Source organism: Marinimicrobium sp. C2-29 (assembly GCF_038419845.1).
Lineage (GTDB): Bacteria > Pseudomonadota > Gammaproteobacteria > Pseudomonadales > Cellvibrionaceae > Marinimicrobium.
In genome coordinates this window covers 1-16,622 of sequence record NZ_JBCAQT010000016.1, presented here as the reverse complement: position 1 = coordinate 16,622, position 16,622 = coordinate 1, and the positions used below count along the sequence as shown (strand labels likewise).

12 protein-coding genes are annotated in these 16,622 nt (G+C 57.4%); 2 read left to right on the top strand and 10 right to left on the bottom strand.

Annotated features, from left to right (window positions below; all coding sequences use genetic code 11):
- Positions 1 to 75: 75 nt before the first annotated feature.
- Positions 76 to 978 (top strand): PAS domain-containing protein, encoded by a 903-nt coding sequence (locus AAE484_RS14975; protein WP_341939231.1) that lies wholly within the window; start codon positions 76 to 78, stop codon positions 976 to 978.
- 9 nt (positions 979 to 987) lie between these two features.
- On the opposite strand, the gene AAE484_RS14970 is transcribed toward AAE484_RS14975, so the two are convergent.
- Entirely contained in the window at positions 988 to 2,475 is a 1,488-nt protein-coding gene (locus tag AAE484_RS14970) for a sigma-54-dependent transcriptional regulator (RefSeq protein ID WP_341939230.1), read from the bottom strand.
- Positions 2,476 to 2,497: 22 nt separating this feature from the next.
- Entirely contained in the window at positions 2,498 to 3,769 is a 1,272-nt protein-coding gene (locus AAE484_RS14965) for a sensor histidine kinase (protein WP_341939229.1), read from the bottom strand.
- A 577-nt stretch (positions 3,770 to 4,346) separates the two neighbouring features.
- On the opposite strand from AAE484_RS14965, the gene AAE484_RS14960 reads away from it, so the two are divergent.
- Positions 4,347 to 5,639, top strand: coding sequence for a DEAD/DEAH box helicase (locus tag AAE484_RS14960; protein ID WP_341939228.1), 1,293 nt, complete (start codon positions 4,347 to 4,349; stop codon positions 5,637 to 5,639).
- A 174-nt stretch (positions 5,640 to 5,813) separates the two neighbouring features.
- Here AAE484_RS14960 and AAE484_RS14955 read toward each other — a convergent pair whose 3' ends face one another.
- The 8 genes from AAE484_RS14955 to AAE484_RS14920 form a co-directional block, all read right to left on the bottom strand.
- Positions 5,814 to 7,265, bottom strand: a complete 1,452-nt coding sequence (locus AAE484_RS14955; protein ID WP_341939227.1) for a sigma-54 dependent transcriptional regulator — start codon at positions 7,263 to 7,265, stop codon at positions 5,814 to 5,816.
- 315 nt (positions 7,266 to 7,580) lie between these two features.
- Positions 7,581 to 7,856, bottom strand: a complete 276-nt coding sequence (locus tag AAE484_RS14950; protein WP_341939226.1) for a hypothetical protein — start codon at positions 7,854 to 7,856, stop codon at positions 7,581 to 7,583.
- Between the two features lies 1 nt (position 7,857).
- On the bottom strand, positions 7,858 to 8,253 hold the full coding sequence (gene fliS / locus AAE484_RS14945) for a flagellar export chaperone FliS (RefSeq protein ID WP_341939225.1): 396 nt from the start codon (positions 8,251 to 8,253) through the stop codon (positions 7,858 to 7,860).
- A 135-nt stretch (positions 8,254 to 8,388) separates the two neighbouring features.
- On the bottom strand, positions 8,389 to 10,509 hold the full coding sequence (fliD, locus tag AAE484_RS14940; protein WP_341939310.1) for a flagellar filament capping protein FliD: 2,121 nt from the start codon (positions 10,507 to 10,509) through the stop codon (positions 8,389 to 8,391).
- 79 nt (positions 10,510 to 10,588) lie between these two features.
- The gene (locus tag AAE484_RS14935; protein WP_341939224.1) at positions 10,589 to 10,990 is read right to left on the bottom strand and encodes a flagellar protein FlaG; all 402 of its coding nucleotides are present in this window, start codon (positions 10,988 to 10,990) and stop codon (positions 10,589 to 10,591) included.
- 57 nt (positions 10,991 to 11,047) lie between these two features.
- Positions 11,048 to 13,384 (bottom strand): flagellin N-terminal helical domain-containing protein, encoded by a 2,337-nt coding sequence (locus AAE484_RS14930; protein WP_341939223.1) that lies wholly within the window; start codon positions 13,382 to 13,384, stop codon positions 11,048 to 11,050.
- A 412-nt stretch (positions 13,385 to 13,796) separates the two neighbouring features.
- Positions 13,797 to 15,764 (bottom strand): HAMP domain-containing methyl-accepting chemotaxis protein, encoded by a 1,968-nt coding sequence (locus tag AAE484_RS14925; protein WP_341939222.1) that lies wholly within the window; start codon positions 15,762 to 15,764, stop codon positions 13,797 to 13,799.
- A gap of 365 nt (positions 15,765 to 16,129) precedes the next feature.
- Positions 16,130 to 16,622: IS3 family transposase (locus tag AAE484_RS14920; protein ID WP_341939221.1), on the bottom strand; the 493-nt coding region annotated here is incomplete at its 5' end.

Below are 16,622 nucleotides of genomic sequence, written 5' to 3'. Positions count from 1 at the left end.
GGCAATCAACATTGGTTATTACGAGTGGGACTGGTATCGGCCCTGCTATGCAGTCTTGGCGTATTATTGGCCCCAATGCCGGAACAAGCTTCGTTGACCCTGGTCATCAGCAACCGCCTGATCTCACTCGCGGCCATCGGTCTCGGGATCACCTTTGCGCTCTATTACCTGAACCTGAGAAAGCGACATGATCGGCTTCAGAAAGACCTCCATACCGGCCAGCAACAACTGCAGCGCTACCGTCAGTGGCTTGATCTGACTGCGCGGCACAACCCGATCGGCCTCTGGTGGTACGACACCGTGCGGGACCGGCTGCACTGGTCCGAATCGACGACGCGGCTGCACGGAATGCCCCTGGAGCATACGCCCCTGATGTCCGAAGCCATCAATTTTTATCCGGCGCCCCATGACCAGACCATCCGTGAGTGTTTTTCCCGCTGCCGGGACAACGGCGAAGCCTACGACAGGGAGTTGCCGATGGTCACGGCCGATGGCCGGCAGCTGTCTGTGCGCACCACCGGAGAAGCACAGTACGATAAAGCAGGCCATATTGTTGCCGTGGTGGGCACGATCCAGGACCTCACCCAACTCCGGGCCACAACCATACAACTGAACGAGAGCCAACGACGCCTGCAGCATTTTCTCGATGCTATTCCCGTCACCGTATGGACGGCCAACCCCGACGGAGCCGTTGATTATTTAAGCCGCACCATCATCGAATTCAGCGGTGTCCCCAAGGAGCAGATTTCGGAACCGGGTTACTGGCTCACCCTGGTCCACCGTGACGACCAGGATCGCTGTGCGGAAACCTGGATGAAATCCGTGGAAACCGGTACGCCCTACCAGATTCATTTTCGTTTCCGCCGCTATGACGGCGAGTACATCTGGCATCTGGTGTCCGCCAACCCGGTTCGGGACAGCGAGGGCCGGATCATCAAGTGGTACGGCAGCGCCGTCGAGTTGCCGACAGATTATTAGTGCTGGCGACTAAGCAATACCGTCAACCGGAAACCCCGCCTCGCGCAGGCGGGCCATTTTGTAGCGCAACGTTCTCGGACTGATCCCCAGGCGCTCGGCGGTTTTTTTGCGACTGCCCCGCTCGCGATTCAGGGTGTTGACTATGATTTCGTATTCGTGCCGCTTGAGATCGCTGCCCAGTGCGGGCGAGCCCGACTCTTTGAGGCTGCTTTGTTCGGCCGGTGCTGTCTCCGGTATCGAATCGGCTCTATCGTGCTCGTTGGACGCCTCAGCGGTTTGATTGTCGGGTGCCGTGCGCGGCGTCTCAAAAAGACTCGGTTTCTCGCTGAAACCCGACTCGATTTCCAGCCCCAGATCGGCCGACTCGATGACTTCACCCGGCTGCAGAATCAGCGCCCGCTGCATCACGTTATCCAGCTCCCGGACATTCCCCGGCCAGCCGTACTGCTCCAACGTCACGCGCGCTGATTCGGACAGCTGTACCCAGCCCCGGCGTTGTTTCTGCGCGTGGTTTTTCAACAGCTGTTCGGCCAGCGGAACAATGTCTTCGCGCCGATCGCGCAGCGGGGCCCATTGCAGAGGCAATACACTCAACCGGTAGTAGAGGTCCTCACGGAACTTGCCCTGCATCACCTGCTCGCGCATATCCCGGTTGGAGGTGGCGATGACGCGCACATCCAGCGTGATGGTTTTGCGCCCACCCAGACGCTCCACTTCCCGTTCCTGTAACACCCGAAGGAGTTTGGCCTGGAGGCTCACATCCATTTCGGAAATTTCATCCAGCAGTAGCGTTCCGCCATTGGCCTGCTCGAACTTGCCCGGGGCACTGCTGTGCGCACCCGTGTAGGCCCCCTTTTCGTGACCAAACAGCATGGCTTCAAGCATATGCTCGGGAATGGCCGCGCAGTTGATGGCCACAAACGGTTGGTCGTGACGGGGAGAATGATTGTGAATGTAGCGCGCCAACACTTCTTTGCCGGTACCGGACTCGCCCACAATCAGCACCGTGGATTCCGACTGTGCCACCCGCTGGGCCAACTGCAGCAGTTTGACACTGGAGGGGGCCTGGGCGACCGGCGCATCGCTATGGGCGCTCCCCGCTCCCAGATGGCGCTCCAGGGTTTCAACCAGCAGTTGCGGCTCGAAGGGCTTGACCAGATAATCCACCGCGCCCTGCTTGATGGCTTCCACCGACTGGCTGACGCTGGCATAGGCGGTGATCAGCATCATGGGGATCTGCGGGTACCGCTGCTTGACGGTCTGCAACAACTCCTGCCCGCTGATCCCGCCCATATTCACATCGGACACAATCATCTGGATATCACTGTCGCTCGCCAACTGCTCCAGGGCCTGCTCGCCACTGGCCGATTCCAGGGCGTCGTAGTCCGCCAATTGCAGGGTGTCGCACAGGGCTTCGCGCAGATCAGCGTCATCTTCCACCACCAATATTCTGGCCTTGCTCTGACCGCTGTTTTGCTGCATTAATGCTTGAGCCATGAGTGATTCTCCGGGATTGAGATTATTGTGTCAGGGGCAAGAGCACGATCGCCTGAGTGCCCTGCTTCGGGGGGGATTGCAGATCAAAGGCACCGCCGTGGGCGCGGGCCACCGCCTGCACCACGGCCAGCCCCAACCCCGTGCCCTGGGATTTGGTGGTCACAAACAGATCGCGCACCCGGGGCATCAACTCCGGATCAATGCCGGGGCCATCATCCGCCAGGGTAATACTGAGCCAGGCCTGGCCCTTCAATGACTGATATTTGAAAGAAACAGACAGGGAGGCACCCTTCCCCACCGCCTGAATGCTGTTGTTGGCCAGGTTGAGCAGCGCCCCGATCAGGGCCTCGCGATTGCAGCGCAAAGGCACATGGCCACAGTCATTGGACCAGTCGCAATTAGATGCCGAGGTGCTGAGCGGCACTTCCATGGCCTCGGCCAGCGCCTGCTCCAACTCCGCTACCGTGACGTAATCGTTCAGGGGCAGCTCGCCTTTGACAAACAGCAGCATGTCCTGCACCTGCCGCTCGATGTGATTGAGCCGGTTGGACAACTTGCCGGCAAACTCCTCACGCCGCCCCTCCTGCAGTTGCGGGTTGCGCAGATGCCCGGCGTACAGCATGGCGGTAGAGAGCGGTGTGCGGATCTGGTGGGCCAGCGCGGACATCATCTTGCCCAGCGCGGACAGTCGCTCGTGCCGGCTGAGCTCGCTCTGCAGGCGGCGGGTTTCGGTCTGGTCAGTAAGCAGAATGATCTGACCGTCGGCGCCCAGATTGCGCGTGGCAATGCTGATGCGCCGGCCGTCGTGCAGTGAGACTTCGTGGCCGTCGTCCCGGCGCGGCAAAAACGCCCGGGCAATCACCACCCGCCACAATTCCCCTTCGAGCGGCTCACCCAGCAGATCAATGGCCGTGGGATTACACTCGGTCACCCGACCGCTGGAGTCGAGCACCACCACACCGCCGGGCAGAAAATTGATCAGGTTTTCCAGACGGTTGGCGAGCTGTTCCTTTTCCGCCAGCTCTTCCACCCGCTGATCACTGACACTGGTCAGCTCCTGATTCAGCTCGGCCACCCGGTTTTCCAGCATCTGGTAGGAATCCACCAGCTGCTGGGACAGATCACCAAACAGGTCGAACGCCTCTTTGAGCTGCTTCGCCCGGCCGTCATCGACACCGTCGGCCGTTACCTCTTCGAGATGTTCATCACGCGGATGCAGTGATACCACCGAGGCGCTTTTTGCCTTGACGGCGTGCTTGCGCGACTTGCTGTCTGATGATGCGCCCTCCGCCATGGGAGCACTCCTTCCTGTCTGTTAACGTAAAACCGGCACAAGGCCAATGACTACAGAGGTCCACTGCAAAGGCAATGCCAACGATGAAACCCTTTATTTTTCAGACAGTTAAGAGACTAACCCCATCCCGCACAGTCAATTAATTGGCGAACCGTAGGGTGGGCTCCGCCCACCAACATACAATGTCACCACGCCCAAAAGGTGGGCAAAGCCCACCCTACGGGTCGGTATGGCACGAAGCCTGATGGTCTAACCCCTTTCCGGGACCGTCGAAGGGAGGGACCCCGCCGACGAGCTTACAGGGATGTATTTACAGACAATTGCTCCTGCATTGTCTGCATACACGCCATCCTTGGCGATAACAGCGTGTTCCGGAAAGGGGTTAGACCATCAGGCGACCAGGTTAGAACACCTACACCTGTGAAACCGAAACCGCTGGCGCCCGGCAACCGACCCTGTTAAACTCCGCGCTCCGGTGTCCTTCGGTCGGCACCGCACCTCTCTGATACCTATCATTGGCTCACCCAGACCGTACCCACACAAGCTGGGAAGGGAGCGGGCCACGGGAATACACTTAATGACATTTGCTGAACTCGGCCTTCGAGCCGAATTGCTGCGCGCCCTTGATGACGCCGGCTACACCGAACCTACCGCCATCCAGGCCCAGGCCATCCCCACCGTACTCAAAGGCACCGACCTGCTCGCAGGCGCCCAGACCGGTACCGGTAAAACCGCCGGCTTTACCCTGCCGCTGCTCGAGCGACTCAGCCAGAAAGAGCTGCCGGCGAAGGGCTATCGCCCGGTGCGGGCCCTGATTCTGACCCCGACACGGGAACTGGCCGCCCAGGTGCACGAAAGCGTGCGTACCTATGGCAAACACCTGGATCTGCGCTCCACCGTCGTCTTTGGCGGCGTGAGCATCAACCCGCAGATGATGACGCTGCGCAAAGGCGTGGACATTCTGGTGGCCACTCCCGGTCGCCTGCTTGACCTGGTGCAACAGAACGCACTGAAGCTGGATCGCATCGAAACCCTGATTCTGGACGAAGCCGATCGCATGCTGGACATGGGCTTCATTCACGACATCAAAAAAGTACTGAAACTGGTGCCGGCGAAAAAGCAGACCCTGCTGTTCTCCGCCACCTTTTCAGACGAAATCAAGGCGCTGGCCGACAAGCTGCTGAACAGCCCCGAGCTGATTGAAGTGGCCAAGCGCAACACCACCGCCGAGCGCATTACCCAGCGCGTTCACCCGGTGGACCGCGGACGCAAGCGCGAACTGCTCTCTTACCTGATCGGTGACGGCGACTGGCGCCAGGTGCTGGTATTCACCCGCACCAAGCACGGCGCTAACCGCCTGACCGAGCAATTGCAGCAGGACGGAATTTCCGCCGCCGCAATTCATGGCAACAAGAGTCAGGGCGCGCGCACCAAAGCGCTGAGCGATTTCAAAAGCGGCAAGGTCCGCACGCTGGTCGCCACCGACATCGCCGCGCGCGGTATCGATATCGATCAACTGCCCTATGTGGTGAATTACGAGCTGCCCAATGTGCCGGAAGATTATGTCCACCGCATTGGTCGCACCGGTCGCGCGGAGCGCGAAGGTGTGGCGGTTTCATTGGTGTGTGTGGATGAGCACAATTTCATGCGCGGCATTGAGCGGCTGATCAAGTCAGACGTGGAGAAGGTGGTGATTCCCGGTTTTGAGCCGGACCCGAGCATTCGCCCGGAGCCGATCAAGATGGGCGGTCAGAAGCCAGCCGGTCGCGGCAAGCCAGGCGGTCGTTCCAACAGCCGCCCGGGCAATAGCCGCCCCGGTGGCAATAACCGCCGCACGGAGCAACCCAGAGCCCGCTCACGTAGAGCGTAGGGTAGGCTCGGCCGCCTCATTGTTGGTGGGCGGAGCCCACCCTACGGGTTGGCGGTAATTCCGCTAACTCACGCGTAGGGTGGGCTCCGCCCACCGATTATTGTAGGGCTCCGCCCACCAACAAAAAAACCGGCGATCCCTCGCCGGTTTTTTTGTACCCAAAACTCGGGTCAATCAACGCTGCAGATCATACTTCCGCATCTTCTCCACCAACGTCGTCCGCCTGACGCTCAGCCGATCCGCCGCCCGCGCGACCACCCCGCCGCAATCATTCAACGCCTGCTGGATCAACTCCCGCTCCAGATTGCTGATGTACTCGCGTAAATCAATGCCCTGTTCCGGCAACAGCGGAGTGTCGGTCATACTGATATAGCCGGCCTGGCCGTTGATCGCCGGCTCTTCGGCATTGAAACCAAAGTCTTCCTCGGCCACTTCCACGTGTCGGTACTTGGGCGGTAAATCCTGCACGCCTACCACACCGTAGGGTTGCATGATGGCCATGCGCTCGACCAGGTTGGCCAGCTCGCGTACGTTGCCGCTCCAGGGGTGACGGCAGAGTGAGAGAATGGCCGCTGAATTGAAGCGGATGGAGCCGCGCTCTTCGCTTTCCAGGCGGGCGATCAGTTCGTTGATCAGCAACGGCACGTCTTCGCCCCGCTCCTTGAGCGCCGGCAGCTCGATCGGAAACACATTCAGGCGATAGAAGAGATCCTCGCGAAAGCGGTCTTCGGCAATCATCGTTTCCAGGTCCCGATGGGTGGCGGCGATGATGCGCACATCGGCGTTGAGGGTCTTGTTGCTGCCCACCCGCTCGTAGGTGCGTTCCTGGAGTACGCGCAGGATTTTCACCTGCATATTGAGCGGCATGTCGCCGATCTCGTCCAGGAACAGGGTGCCGCCTTCGGCCAGTTCAAAACGGCCGGCCCGGGCGCTGATGGCACCGGTGAAGGCGCCCTTCTCGTGCCCGAACAGCTCGCTCTCGAGCAGTTCGGCCGGTATCGCGCCGCAGTTCACCGGCACAAAGGGCCCGTCGCGACGGGGCGAGTTGTAGTGCAGGTTGCGCGCCACCACCTCTTTACCGGTACCGGATTCACCGGTGATCAACACCGACACCTCTTTATCCGCCACCTGGGACATCATTTCACGCACGTCCTGAATTTCCCGGCTGGTTCCCACCAGGCTACGGAACAGGTGCACGGGGCGGCGCGTGGGCTGGCGGCGGCTGGCCTGTTGCGCCTGCCGGTACAACTGGGCGCGATGCAGGGTGTCGAGCAATTGATTGTAGGCCGGGGGCACGCTCATGATGGCAATCACCATGCGCGCCAGCTCGGGGGCCGAGGCTTCCGGCAGGGGCTGATCGTCGAGTAACACCACCGGCAGGTCATCCTGCCGATCGCGAATCTCTTTCAGTTGTTTTTCCAGGCTTACAGACTCAGGGGCCTCACCCAGGAACAGAGCCATCGCGCCGCGATCTTCATCATCCTGACCGCGTTTGGGCTGATTTTCATGCCAGCCGTCCCAGCCGCTTTCGGTGACTGTCTTCCCCAGAAACTCCAGTATGACCGCCAGCTCCCGGCGCCTTTGGCTATTATCATCCACCACCCACACATGTGTGTTTCGCCACATACCCCAAGGCCCCTAAAAATCATTATCTTCATTTGGATTTGTTGTCATTCGGCACGCGCGGATCTTCCCTGCATGAAAGCCACACTGCCACCCACTAATAGACGACCCCCCACCGGGAGTCAAATAAACGTCGTTTTAATGCTCAATGTCAGGTTTTGCGGGAGCCCCCAAGTCGCCCCCTCAAAAGTGTGATGCAGGTCACAGGGGAATGGATTTTGGCAGGATTTGGCGCCTGCGGCAATGCCGAAAACGCCAAAATGACGGAAAAATGACGGATTAGATGACAGACTCAAGGGAGAAAATTTGACGGAGAAATTACAACGCCATCTTCAGGACTTCGCGGTGACAGCGGTCAATCAGGTTGGCGTACACGCCCTTGAGCTCGCTCAAGGCACGGACCAGGGCAGCGCCATCCTGCTGGTTGGCGTCGATCACCCGCTCCACCAGGCCAGCACAGGCGCGGTCCAGCTCCCGCACCCGGGACCAGTCTTCACGGCGCAGGGCACCCACCAGCTCGCGCTGCAACTCGCGCACCTGGGCAACGCCCGCATCCCCCCGGTAGTCGGGACCAGGGACTGATACCAGCGCCATCTCAACGGACCTCGGAGGCAACGCCGTCCCAGGCAGACTTCAGTTCGCCCAAGAGGCGACCGCATTCGTCCAGTCGTTCCACACTGTTCTTATAATTGGCTTCGGTCAAGGCACGAATGATGTAGTCATACAGCTCGTTAAGCTCATCCGCAAGTTCGCCGTCCTCCTTTTTGTCCTTCAGGCTGCCCTGCAGACCATCGACAATATTAATGGCCTTCTGAATCAGCTCACCTTTTCGGGCAATCTGGTTATGCTGCATGGCGCCCTTGGCCTGGGCAATGCGCTCGAGCGCACCCTCAAACAGCATTTGAATCAAGCGGTGGGGAGAAGCGTCCACTGCTCCGGACTGCACTTTCATGGAAGAGTAATTTTGAGCCGCGCGAGCGTAAGCGTTCATACCGGATCCCCGTTTTATGTCATCATCATTTTCGGTGGCATTTACCATCGAACTAACCTTTATTACGGCGGTTGATGGGGAAACTTTAGCTGCTTGTCAGTGAATTATTTTGATATCGCTGTCGGACTTCTCTACTTAGCTGCTTTTCGCGGTGAAAGGAAGGCGATCATTGATGCCGTCCAGAAAGTCGCCGGTATTATTCAGGCTGCGCACGATCTGCTCCATGATAAGAAACTGCGATTCCTGGCGCGCCCGGAATGCTTCCGTGCGCCGGTCCAGTTGATCTCTATCATCTTCGATCTCATCAAGGTCGGACCTCAGGTTCGCTTCACGCTCCGCGATCAAGCCGGAGTTACTGCGCATATAGCCATCAATCGTACCGGCCAGATTCGCGCCAAGTCCCCTTGAGAAGGTGATCGTACCGCCGGTCGCCCCCTGAGCCACCAACATACTCAAGCCTTCGGCGGGCGAACCAATGGCGCCACGCAATACCTGTCCAAAGCCAAAGGCCTCCTCACCATTAATGGTACCGGCCACATCGACCCCCGCCGTTCCCTTCTTGACAGTAATGCCCATATCGCCCATATCGGCCCCAACCGCGGTAAACTCTACCTGGCTGTTTTTACCGTAGGCATTGGACTCAAACTTCAGCGCGCCCCCTTCATACGTCACACGTACCTTGGCGTTATTTTCTTTTAAAGTGCTATCGAGGTTGATCAATGTTTGTAGTTCATTGGCCAGCTCTTCGCCCGAAGCATAGGTCTTGCCTTCCGGCAGGCTGATCGGGGCCGCTTCCTTGCCATCGACTTTTACAGTGAAGCTGTAGTCTTTGCCGGTGGTATCCAAACCGGCGACCGCTGCGGGATCCGCCGCCAACACGCCTCGGCTAGCATCCTGGGTAATGTCTACCTCATAGCTTCCCGCCTGGGTGCGATTCCCAAAGGCCGTGGCGTCAATCCGGGCGTTGGTGGACTCCAGGTTAGGCACAAACAGGTTTCGGATTTCTTCGAAATTATTGTCCATAGCCGCACGGAAGTCGGTCGCCTTACCGTTCTCTACAATTTCCAGGGTACCGTCGAGCTTCGTGCGAATACCCATATTCGCCAGAGAGCTGAAGCCCCCTTCAATCCCCGGAACCGCCGCTCCCAACTGCCCACGGATAGTCCGCAGCATGTTCGCCGCCAAAGGGTCCGAGTTGAGGCTACCCTGCCCCTCTTCACCCGAGTCGTTGTCCAGTAAGAATTGCATCTCTTTGTAAAGGCTGTTGTAAGCCTCGACAAAACCACGAATGGCTTCTTCTGCCTGACCTCGGTCTTCAGACACATTAATGCTGATCTCTTCATTGATATCGCTGTTAAAGATATCAAATTCGACACCATCAATCACATCATCAATGGTGTTGTTTTCCCGGGTAACCTGCAGACCATTTACTCGCAGGATGGCATCCTGCCCTTTCTGCTGTTCGGTAAAACCTTTGTTCGCTTCATTGAAGTTAAAGTTCGCCAAGCCAGCGGTGGCGCCCTCTGCGGCCGTAATTTCCAATTCTTTGGTAGCGCCAGTGGGCCCAGTCAGCAGCAGTTGATAGCTGCCCTCCTGGCCGACAATACTGGCCTGCACACCGACATCGGCCTTGTTGATTGCATCCCGCAATCCCGCCAGACTGTTATTGCTTTCATCAATTTCAATGGCCGCGCCTTCGGAGTTCGGGTCTACCGTAAAACCACTCAAATCATCCGCCCAGTCGCCGAAACGAAGGGTCAAGGTTCCCGTGCCGATGGCCGAATCCAGACTTGCATAAGGAGCCGAGCTCAGTGACTGTGACTGCGCCACCTGCTCTATTTTGATCCGGTAATTACCGGGAACCGCGTCCGGCTTCAGCTCATTGACCGCCATCAGGCTGGTGTCGGAAATCGACGCCGACTTGGCATTGAAAGTGTCGGGATTTGAAAGTACCCCCAACACACCTTCAAACTCATCCACGGCACTGCGCATCAGCCCCAAGCCGGAGATCTGCGCTTCCAGCTTTTCTTCACGCCGGTTCAGCCGTTGCTCCTCCGGGGCTCGCTCCAGCTCTACCAACTGGTTGACCAGGTTGCGGGTATCGATGCCCGAACCGCCCCCCAACTGGTTGATAATATTGCTGCTGATGTCATTCACTGCCATAGCACGTCGCCTTTTGCCGAATATTCGCTGCCTATCATAGGTATCGGCCGCTTTTGCATAAACTTTAACCGGGTTGCAGGGTATTTGTCCCATCACCGGAATACAGGACCCCAGAATCGAAAAAGGGGTGCCATTGGCACCCCTCATCGTCTACCTAGCTGATTGTTTCTCGCTAAGCCTGCTCACTGAAAAAGTGTACCGGCTCATTGGCATCCAATCTTCGTGCCAATTTCAGGAAAATTTCATCCGGGATTTGCCGAATGACCTCTTCCGTCTGCCGATCGAGTACTTTGACAATGGTTTCGCCAGAGGCTTCATCAATACTGAAGCGCAAGTCCCGCTGAGTGCTCTGAATATACTCATTCATTTGAGCGACAGCGTCCGTGACCCTCTTCGACATAATGTCGGCCGAGGTGGGCTGGTCTTTCGTGGGCTCTAACGAAACAGAGGGCGGCAACATCTTGCCCCCCTCCTCTGCCGCTTGACGGGATGAATCAGGTGAAGCCTGCCGGGCAGCCCGATCGGTGTAACCTTCAGGCTGCTTATAGCTGCTAACTGTCGTCACTTCACTCATATCACTACCCTCTCAAGGGCTCCACCGGCGAACCGGTGGAGTGGTTCAGACTACCGATTACTGAAGCAGCTGCAGAACCTGCTGCGGACGGGCGTTGGCCTGGGCCAACATCGCCTGAGAAGCCTGCTGCAGAACCTGAGCCTTACTCAGCGCGGCGGTTTCTGCCGCAAAGTCCGCATCCAGAATCCGCGAACGGGCCGCTGAGGTCTTCTCGCTGATGTTGGACAGGTTGGACACGGTGAAGTCCAGGCGGTTGTTGGCCGCACCCAGATCGGCGCGCACTTCACCAATGGTACCAATCGCGGTATCAATGGCGTCGATGGCTGATTGGGCCCCGGACTGAGTCGCGATGCTGATGTTGCTAATCGCTGAGCCGGTCTGGGCGGTGCTAGCTTCAGTGTTCAGATTGGTCAAACCAGTTGCTGTAGTACCGTTGCCGGTCACCTCTATACTGATCGACTGGTCATTCGCTGAATCCAGCGCGATTCTAGGGTCAACAACGAATGTATCATTTGCGCCATCGGCTGTATTTAGCGCGTTCTGATCAAAGGTAATTCCCAAAGCTGCCGCCGACTCAAGCCCGTTGGCTGAACCCATGCTCAGTGTCATGGTCGAGTTGGATTTAAACTGCAACTGGCCATTGTCGTCTATACTGGCACGCACCCCAGTAGAGGCTTGCTGAGCATTAATATCACTCAATACTTGTTCTATGTCGGTCAAGTCGCTAAGGGTAACCGAGGTACTGTTGATGCTCAGGCTGCCAGTGCTGACTGCGCTCGCTGCAACCGTGGTAGGAGCCGCTGTAATACCGGAATCTGCAGCAAAGCTAGTGGTTCCCCCATCCAAAGTAATGGCGCTTTCTGAAAACAGATTCAGCTCGCCCGCTGAATCCACATAAGCTGTTACGCCAGTGCTCGCATTCTGGGCATTGATATCTGACGCAACTTCAGCCCAAGTATCACCAGCTGTCAACGTCACATCAAAACCATTTACTGACAATGCGCCCCCGGTAACGAGCGTAGACGAGGTTTGACTGCCCGTGATTTGGGTTGCAGAAACGCTTCCATCAAAGCTAAAAGATTGTTCCGCAACTATCGACGCCGTTACTCCTGTCTCGTCGCTGACGGCGTTGATGTTTTCAACTTTGGTCGCAAGATTGTCAGCATCCGTTGCGCTGATTGATGTACCATTAATAACCAGTGCACCCGCTTCCAAAGCGGTACCTTGAGCGACACTACCCAAAGAAGTACCCAACACTTCGCCAGCGCCGGAAACAGTGTTGAAACCCAAGGCACCGAGATCAGCATCTTCACCACTGGCGCCCTTGGAGACGGTAATGGCGCTGCCGTCATCAGATGTCAGTGCAATGCTACCCGCTTGCGTTGCTTCAGCTGGCACAGCAGTATTAAACCCGGTAGCAGCCAGCACTTCTGCATCAGTTGCGGTGCCGGCAGCCACTGTGATACTACCACCAGTATCGTTACTCAAAGACAGCTTGCCATCTTCACCAAAAGAGGCGCTAACAGCACCCCCGGTTTTTTCATTAATCAGGGCCTCTAGCTCGGAGCGACTGGTGGTAGCAATACCTGGACCGCCGATGGTGTATACGGTAGGATCCGACCCGTCAGTAGAACCCACGGAAATGGTAAAAGTATCTCCAGCAGCCAACACGCCCGTACCAGCGGCGCCAGACTCGAACACGTTGAAGCCGGAAGCGGAAACACCTTCGATATTGTCATTAATGTCTTTGATCAGATCATTTAGCGGTTCGCTGCTAAAGTCATGCGCACCAAGCGCCTGATCGTTAATCAAAACATCTCCCTCACCAATCGAAAGGGAGGTCGAAACGGCCCCACCCGACAAATCAGAACTAGTTGAACCCAGTCCCAGAGAGCTGGAGTCCATAGACTGTACTTTCAACTCAATGGTCTGATTAGACTGATCGCCCACCTGCAGTGCCACCGAGCCCAAGCTGCCATCCAGCAGTTTCTGGCCGTTAAAAGAGGTAGTTTCTGAAATACGGTCGATTTCTTCCACCATCTGCTGAACTTCCGCGTCCAGAGTCTGGCGGTCGGAGTCGGTGTAAATACCGTTGGCAGACTGAACCGACAGTTCCCGCATCCGCTGCAGAATGTTGGTCACTTCCTGCAGGGCGCCTTCGGCGGTTTGAATCATCGATACGCCATCGTTGGCGTTACGGATGGCCTGATCCAGGCCGCGAACCTGTGATGTCATGCGGTTGGAAATTGCCAGGCCGGCGGCGTCATCTTTCGCGGAGTTAATGCGCTGACCGGATGACAGGCGTTCGGTAGCCTGGTCCAGAGCATTGCCTGAGCTCATCAGCTGACGCTGGGCGTTCAGTGAAGCGACGTTGGTATTGATTACTAGAGCCATGATGGATCTCCTAAGCTTTGATTGTGTTCACAGGCTTTACCAGCCGTGGATCATGTCGGACAGTGAAGCCCGGAACATTTGGTCACCAGGTCTTCTGTAAAGGTTATCGACGAGAACCGGGGGAGCTTTAGAAGAAATTGAGTCAATTTGCGGGATTGGCGGTTGATTTTTTGAAATATCAGTAAAAACAAGTGGTTACGGGACAGTTGGCGCGCAAATTATTTTCCCGAAAAGGGGACGGAGGGATTTTATTTTGATCGATTTGTGCGTTATTTGATCAATTTGGTGGTGGGCGGGGCCGGCCGTACGCGGCGTCGAAGGTAGGGTGGGGTTTCCCCACCTTGGTTTTTCGGTGGGCGGAGCCCACCCTACGGGTTGAGGGTGAGCTCCGAATGGGTGCCCTACCCTTGGCTTATACCTGAAAGCGCTGGGTCATTTCCTGGATTTGCTGGGCCAGGCGCGCCAATTCTTCGCTGGAGCGGGAGGTTTCCTCCGCGCCGGATGACGACTGATCGGCGATGTCGCTGATGCGCTGGACGCTGTGACTGATCTGTTCCGCCACGGAGCTCTGCTGGGTGGCGGCCGATGCCGTCTGGGTGTTCATGTCGGCAATGTCGCCGACGGCTGTGGAGATACGGCGCAGCGCCTTGGCGGCTTCCTCTCCCCGCTCCACGGTGCTTTCTGCACTTTCGCGGTTGTCCTCCATGGAGGACACCGCCTCATCGACCCGACTTTGTAGCTCGGAGATGATCTGCTCAATTTCGGTGGTGGAATCCTGGGTGCGCATGGCCAGGGTGCGCACCTCGGACGCCACCACTGCGAAACCTCGACCCTGATCGCCCGCGCGGGCGGCTTCAATGGCGGCGTTGAGGGCCAGAAGGTTGGTTTGCTCGGCGATGTTTTTGATCACATCGAGCACGGTGGTGGCGGTGTTGCTGTTGTGTTTGACCTGATCCACGATCTCGGCGGACTGGCGGATATCTCCCGCCAGGGTAAGAATGGAATCCTGGCTGGCGCGCACCAGCTTCTCGCACTCGGTGCTGCCCTCATCGGCGTCCTGTGCGGCGGTGGACGCGCGCTCCGCATTGTTGGCCACCTCCTGAATGCTGGCGCTCATCTCGGTCATGGCCGAAGCCGTCTGGTCCACTTCCTGCTTCTGTTCGTGGACACCTTCAGAGGTCTGCACGGTCACGGTGGACAGCTCTTCGGCCGCTGAGGAGATCTCCTGGGCACTGTTCTGCAGATTCACCACCATTTGCTGCAGGCCGTCCACCATGGACTTCATGGCGTTCAGAACGGTGCCGACCTCGTCATTGCCACCGGCGGGCACAGTGACGGTCAGGTTGCCGTCCGCCACCTCGCGCGCAATACGGGCGGCCCGAACCAGCGGTGGAACGATCATACGGGTAATCACGAACGCGGCGGCTACGCCAATAACCAGGGCAAACAGGGGCAGCGAAATAGCGCTGGCCTGGGTGCGGGTGACAATATTCTGCATTTGCGTGCGCTGATCGAGTCGGGCGGCTTCCGCAGAGTCAATTGCCTCCCGAGCCGACTTCAACATCGCTTGTTCTGCCCGAAAACCGTCCGACTGGAGGCCAACAAAGCGGTTAAAGCTCTTTTTGTAGGACTGAATCTCAGACTCGACTGTATCGAGCAGGCGGCCCTGGGCTTCAGTCAGGAACTCGCGATCAACCTGCGCCAGCTCCCGGGCGGCGCCCTCAACCGATGCGTTTACCTGGTCTATATAATCGTCATCCTGAAAGCTCATCAGGTTTTTTTCATCCCGCCGGGCTTCCATCATAAGTCGTGAGGCGACATTGGCATTCTCGGAAATAACCAGATTGCTTCTGAGGCGAGGATAGCTGCCTTCATTCTGGATAAGCACCTCAACATCGTCCGCCAACTGCTGGCGAAGGTCGTCCAGGGAGGCCAGAGCTGCCTGGGCTCTATCCCGCATGTCAGTCACGACGGACCGGCGCGCCTGCGCCGACTCCGCATAGCGCTCGAATGCACTGCGGTACTCTGTCACCTCCTTGATCAAACTCTCCATCAATCGAATGTTCTGAGGATCATCAAAACCGGTTTCTTTCAGATGTTGTGCTTGTTCAAGGGTTTGTTCAACCTGACTCTCAAACTCTTGAATTTCGGCATCGTCATCCCGTTGAATGAAGTTCTTTTCGGCAATTCGTGCCTCTTGCAACTGCTTTACCATTCGATTGGCGTCATCGGCTTTATCGACCCGCTCAACGGTCTGGGTCAGGCCCAGGTATGAGAAAAGGCTGATGATGACTGTCAACAAAAGCACCAGGCCGAAACCAATCGTGAGCTTCCAGCTAACGGATAAATTTTTCAGGTTGAATATCGACTGCGAGTTCATGGCCCTGCCCTATTACAAAAACACTTTTTCTACTTATCGACCGACTTGCTCAATCTTTAGCGCCAGGCGACAACGAATTCCTGCACATTAATTCGCGCGGAGGTTAGTTGATTTTGATGCCAACATCAAGCGATCGGGTTGCGGCGATCAATAGGGGTATTAAGTCCATTGTGGTGGGCGGAGTAAAAAGGGGGCGGAGGGAATTTACTTTGATCAATTCGGGTAATTTTTACCCAGGAGTTGGTGGGCGGAGCCCCCCCTACGGGGTCGGCCATGTCGGGCGGTGGGCGGGGCCGGCCGTACGGGGCGTCGAAGGTAGGGTGGGGTTTCCCCACCATGGTTTTCGGTGGGCGGAGCTGTAGTGGTCAACTAATTCCGGACAATAATTTAGATGGATTTTCCGCTTTTGCCGGCGGTACCCCATCGTTGTACTGATGGGGCCGACGCCAGTTGTAATAGTCCATCAAGTAATAGCTGATGTCTCTTGTCGCTTCGGCTTTCGAACGGTAACCCAGTGAGGGTATCCACTCTGACTTCAGGCTGCGGAACACGCGCTCCATCGGAGCGTTGTCCCAACAGTTGCCACGCCGACTCATGCTCTGCTTCATCCGATAACGCCACAGACGCTGCCGGAACAGCTGGCTGGCGTACTGGCAACCTTGGTCTGAGTGAAACATCACCCCCTCCGGCTGGCCTCGTTGCTCGTAGGCCAATTCAAGGGCCCTTGCCGCCAGCTCGGCGTCGGGTCTGGTAGACAAGGACCAGCCAATCACCCGACGGCGGTACAGGTCCATCACTACGGCCAGGTAATGCCAGCGACTGTCGACCCAGATGTAGGTAATATCTCCACACCACACT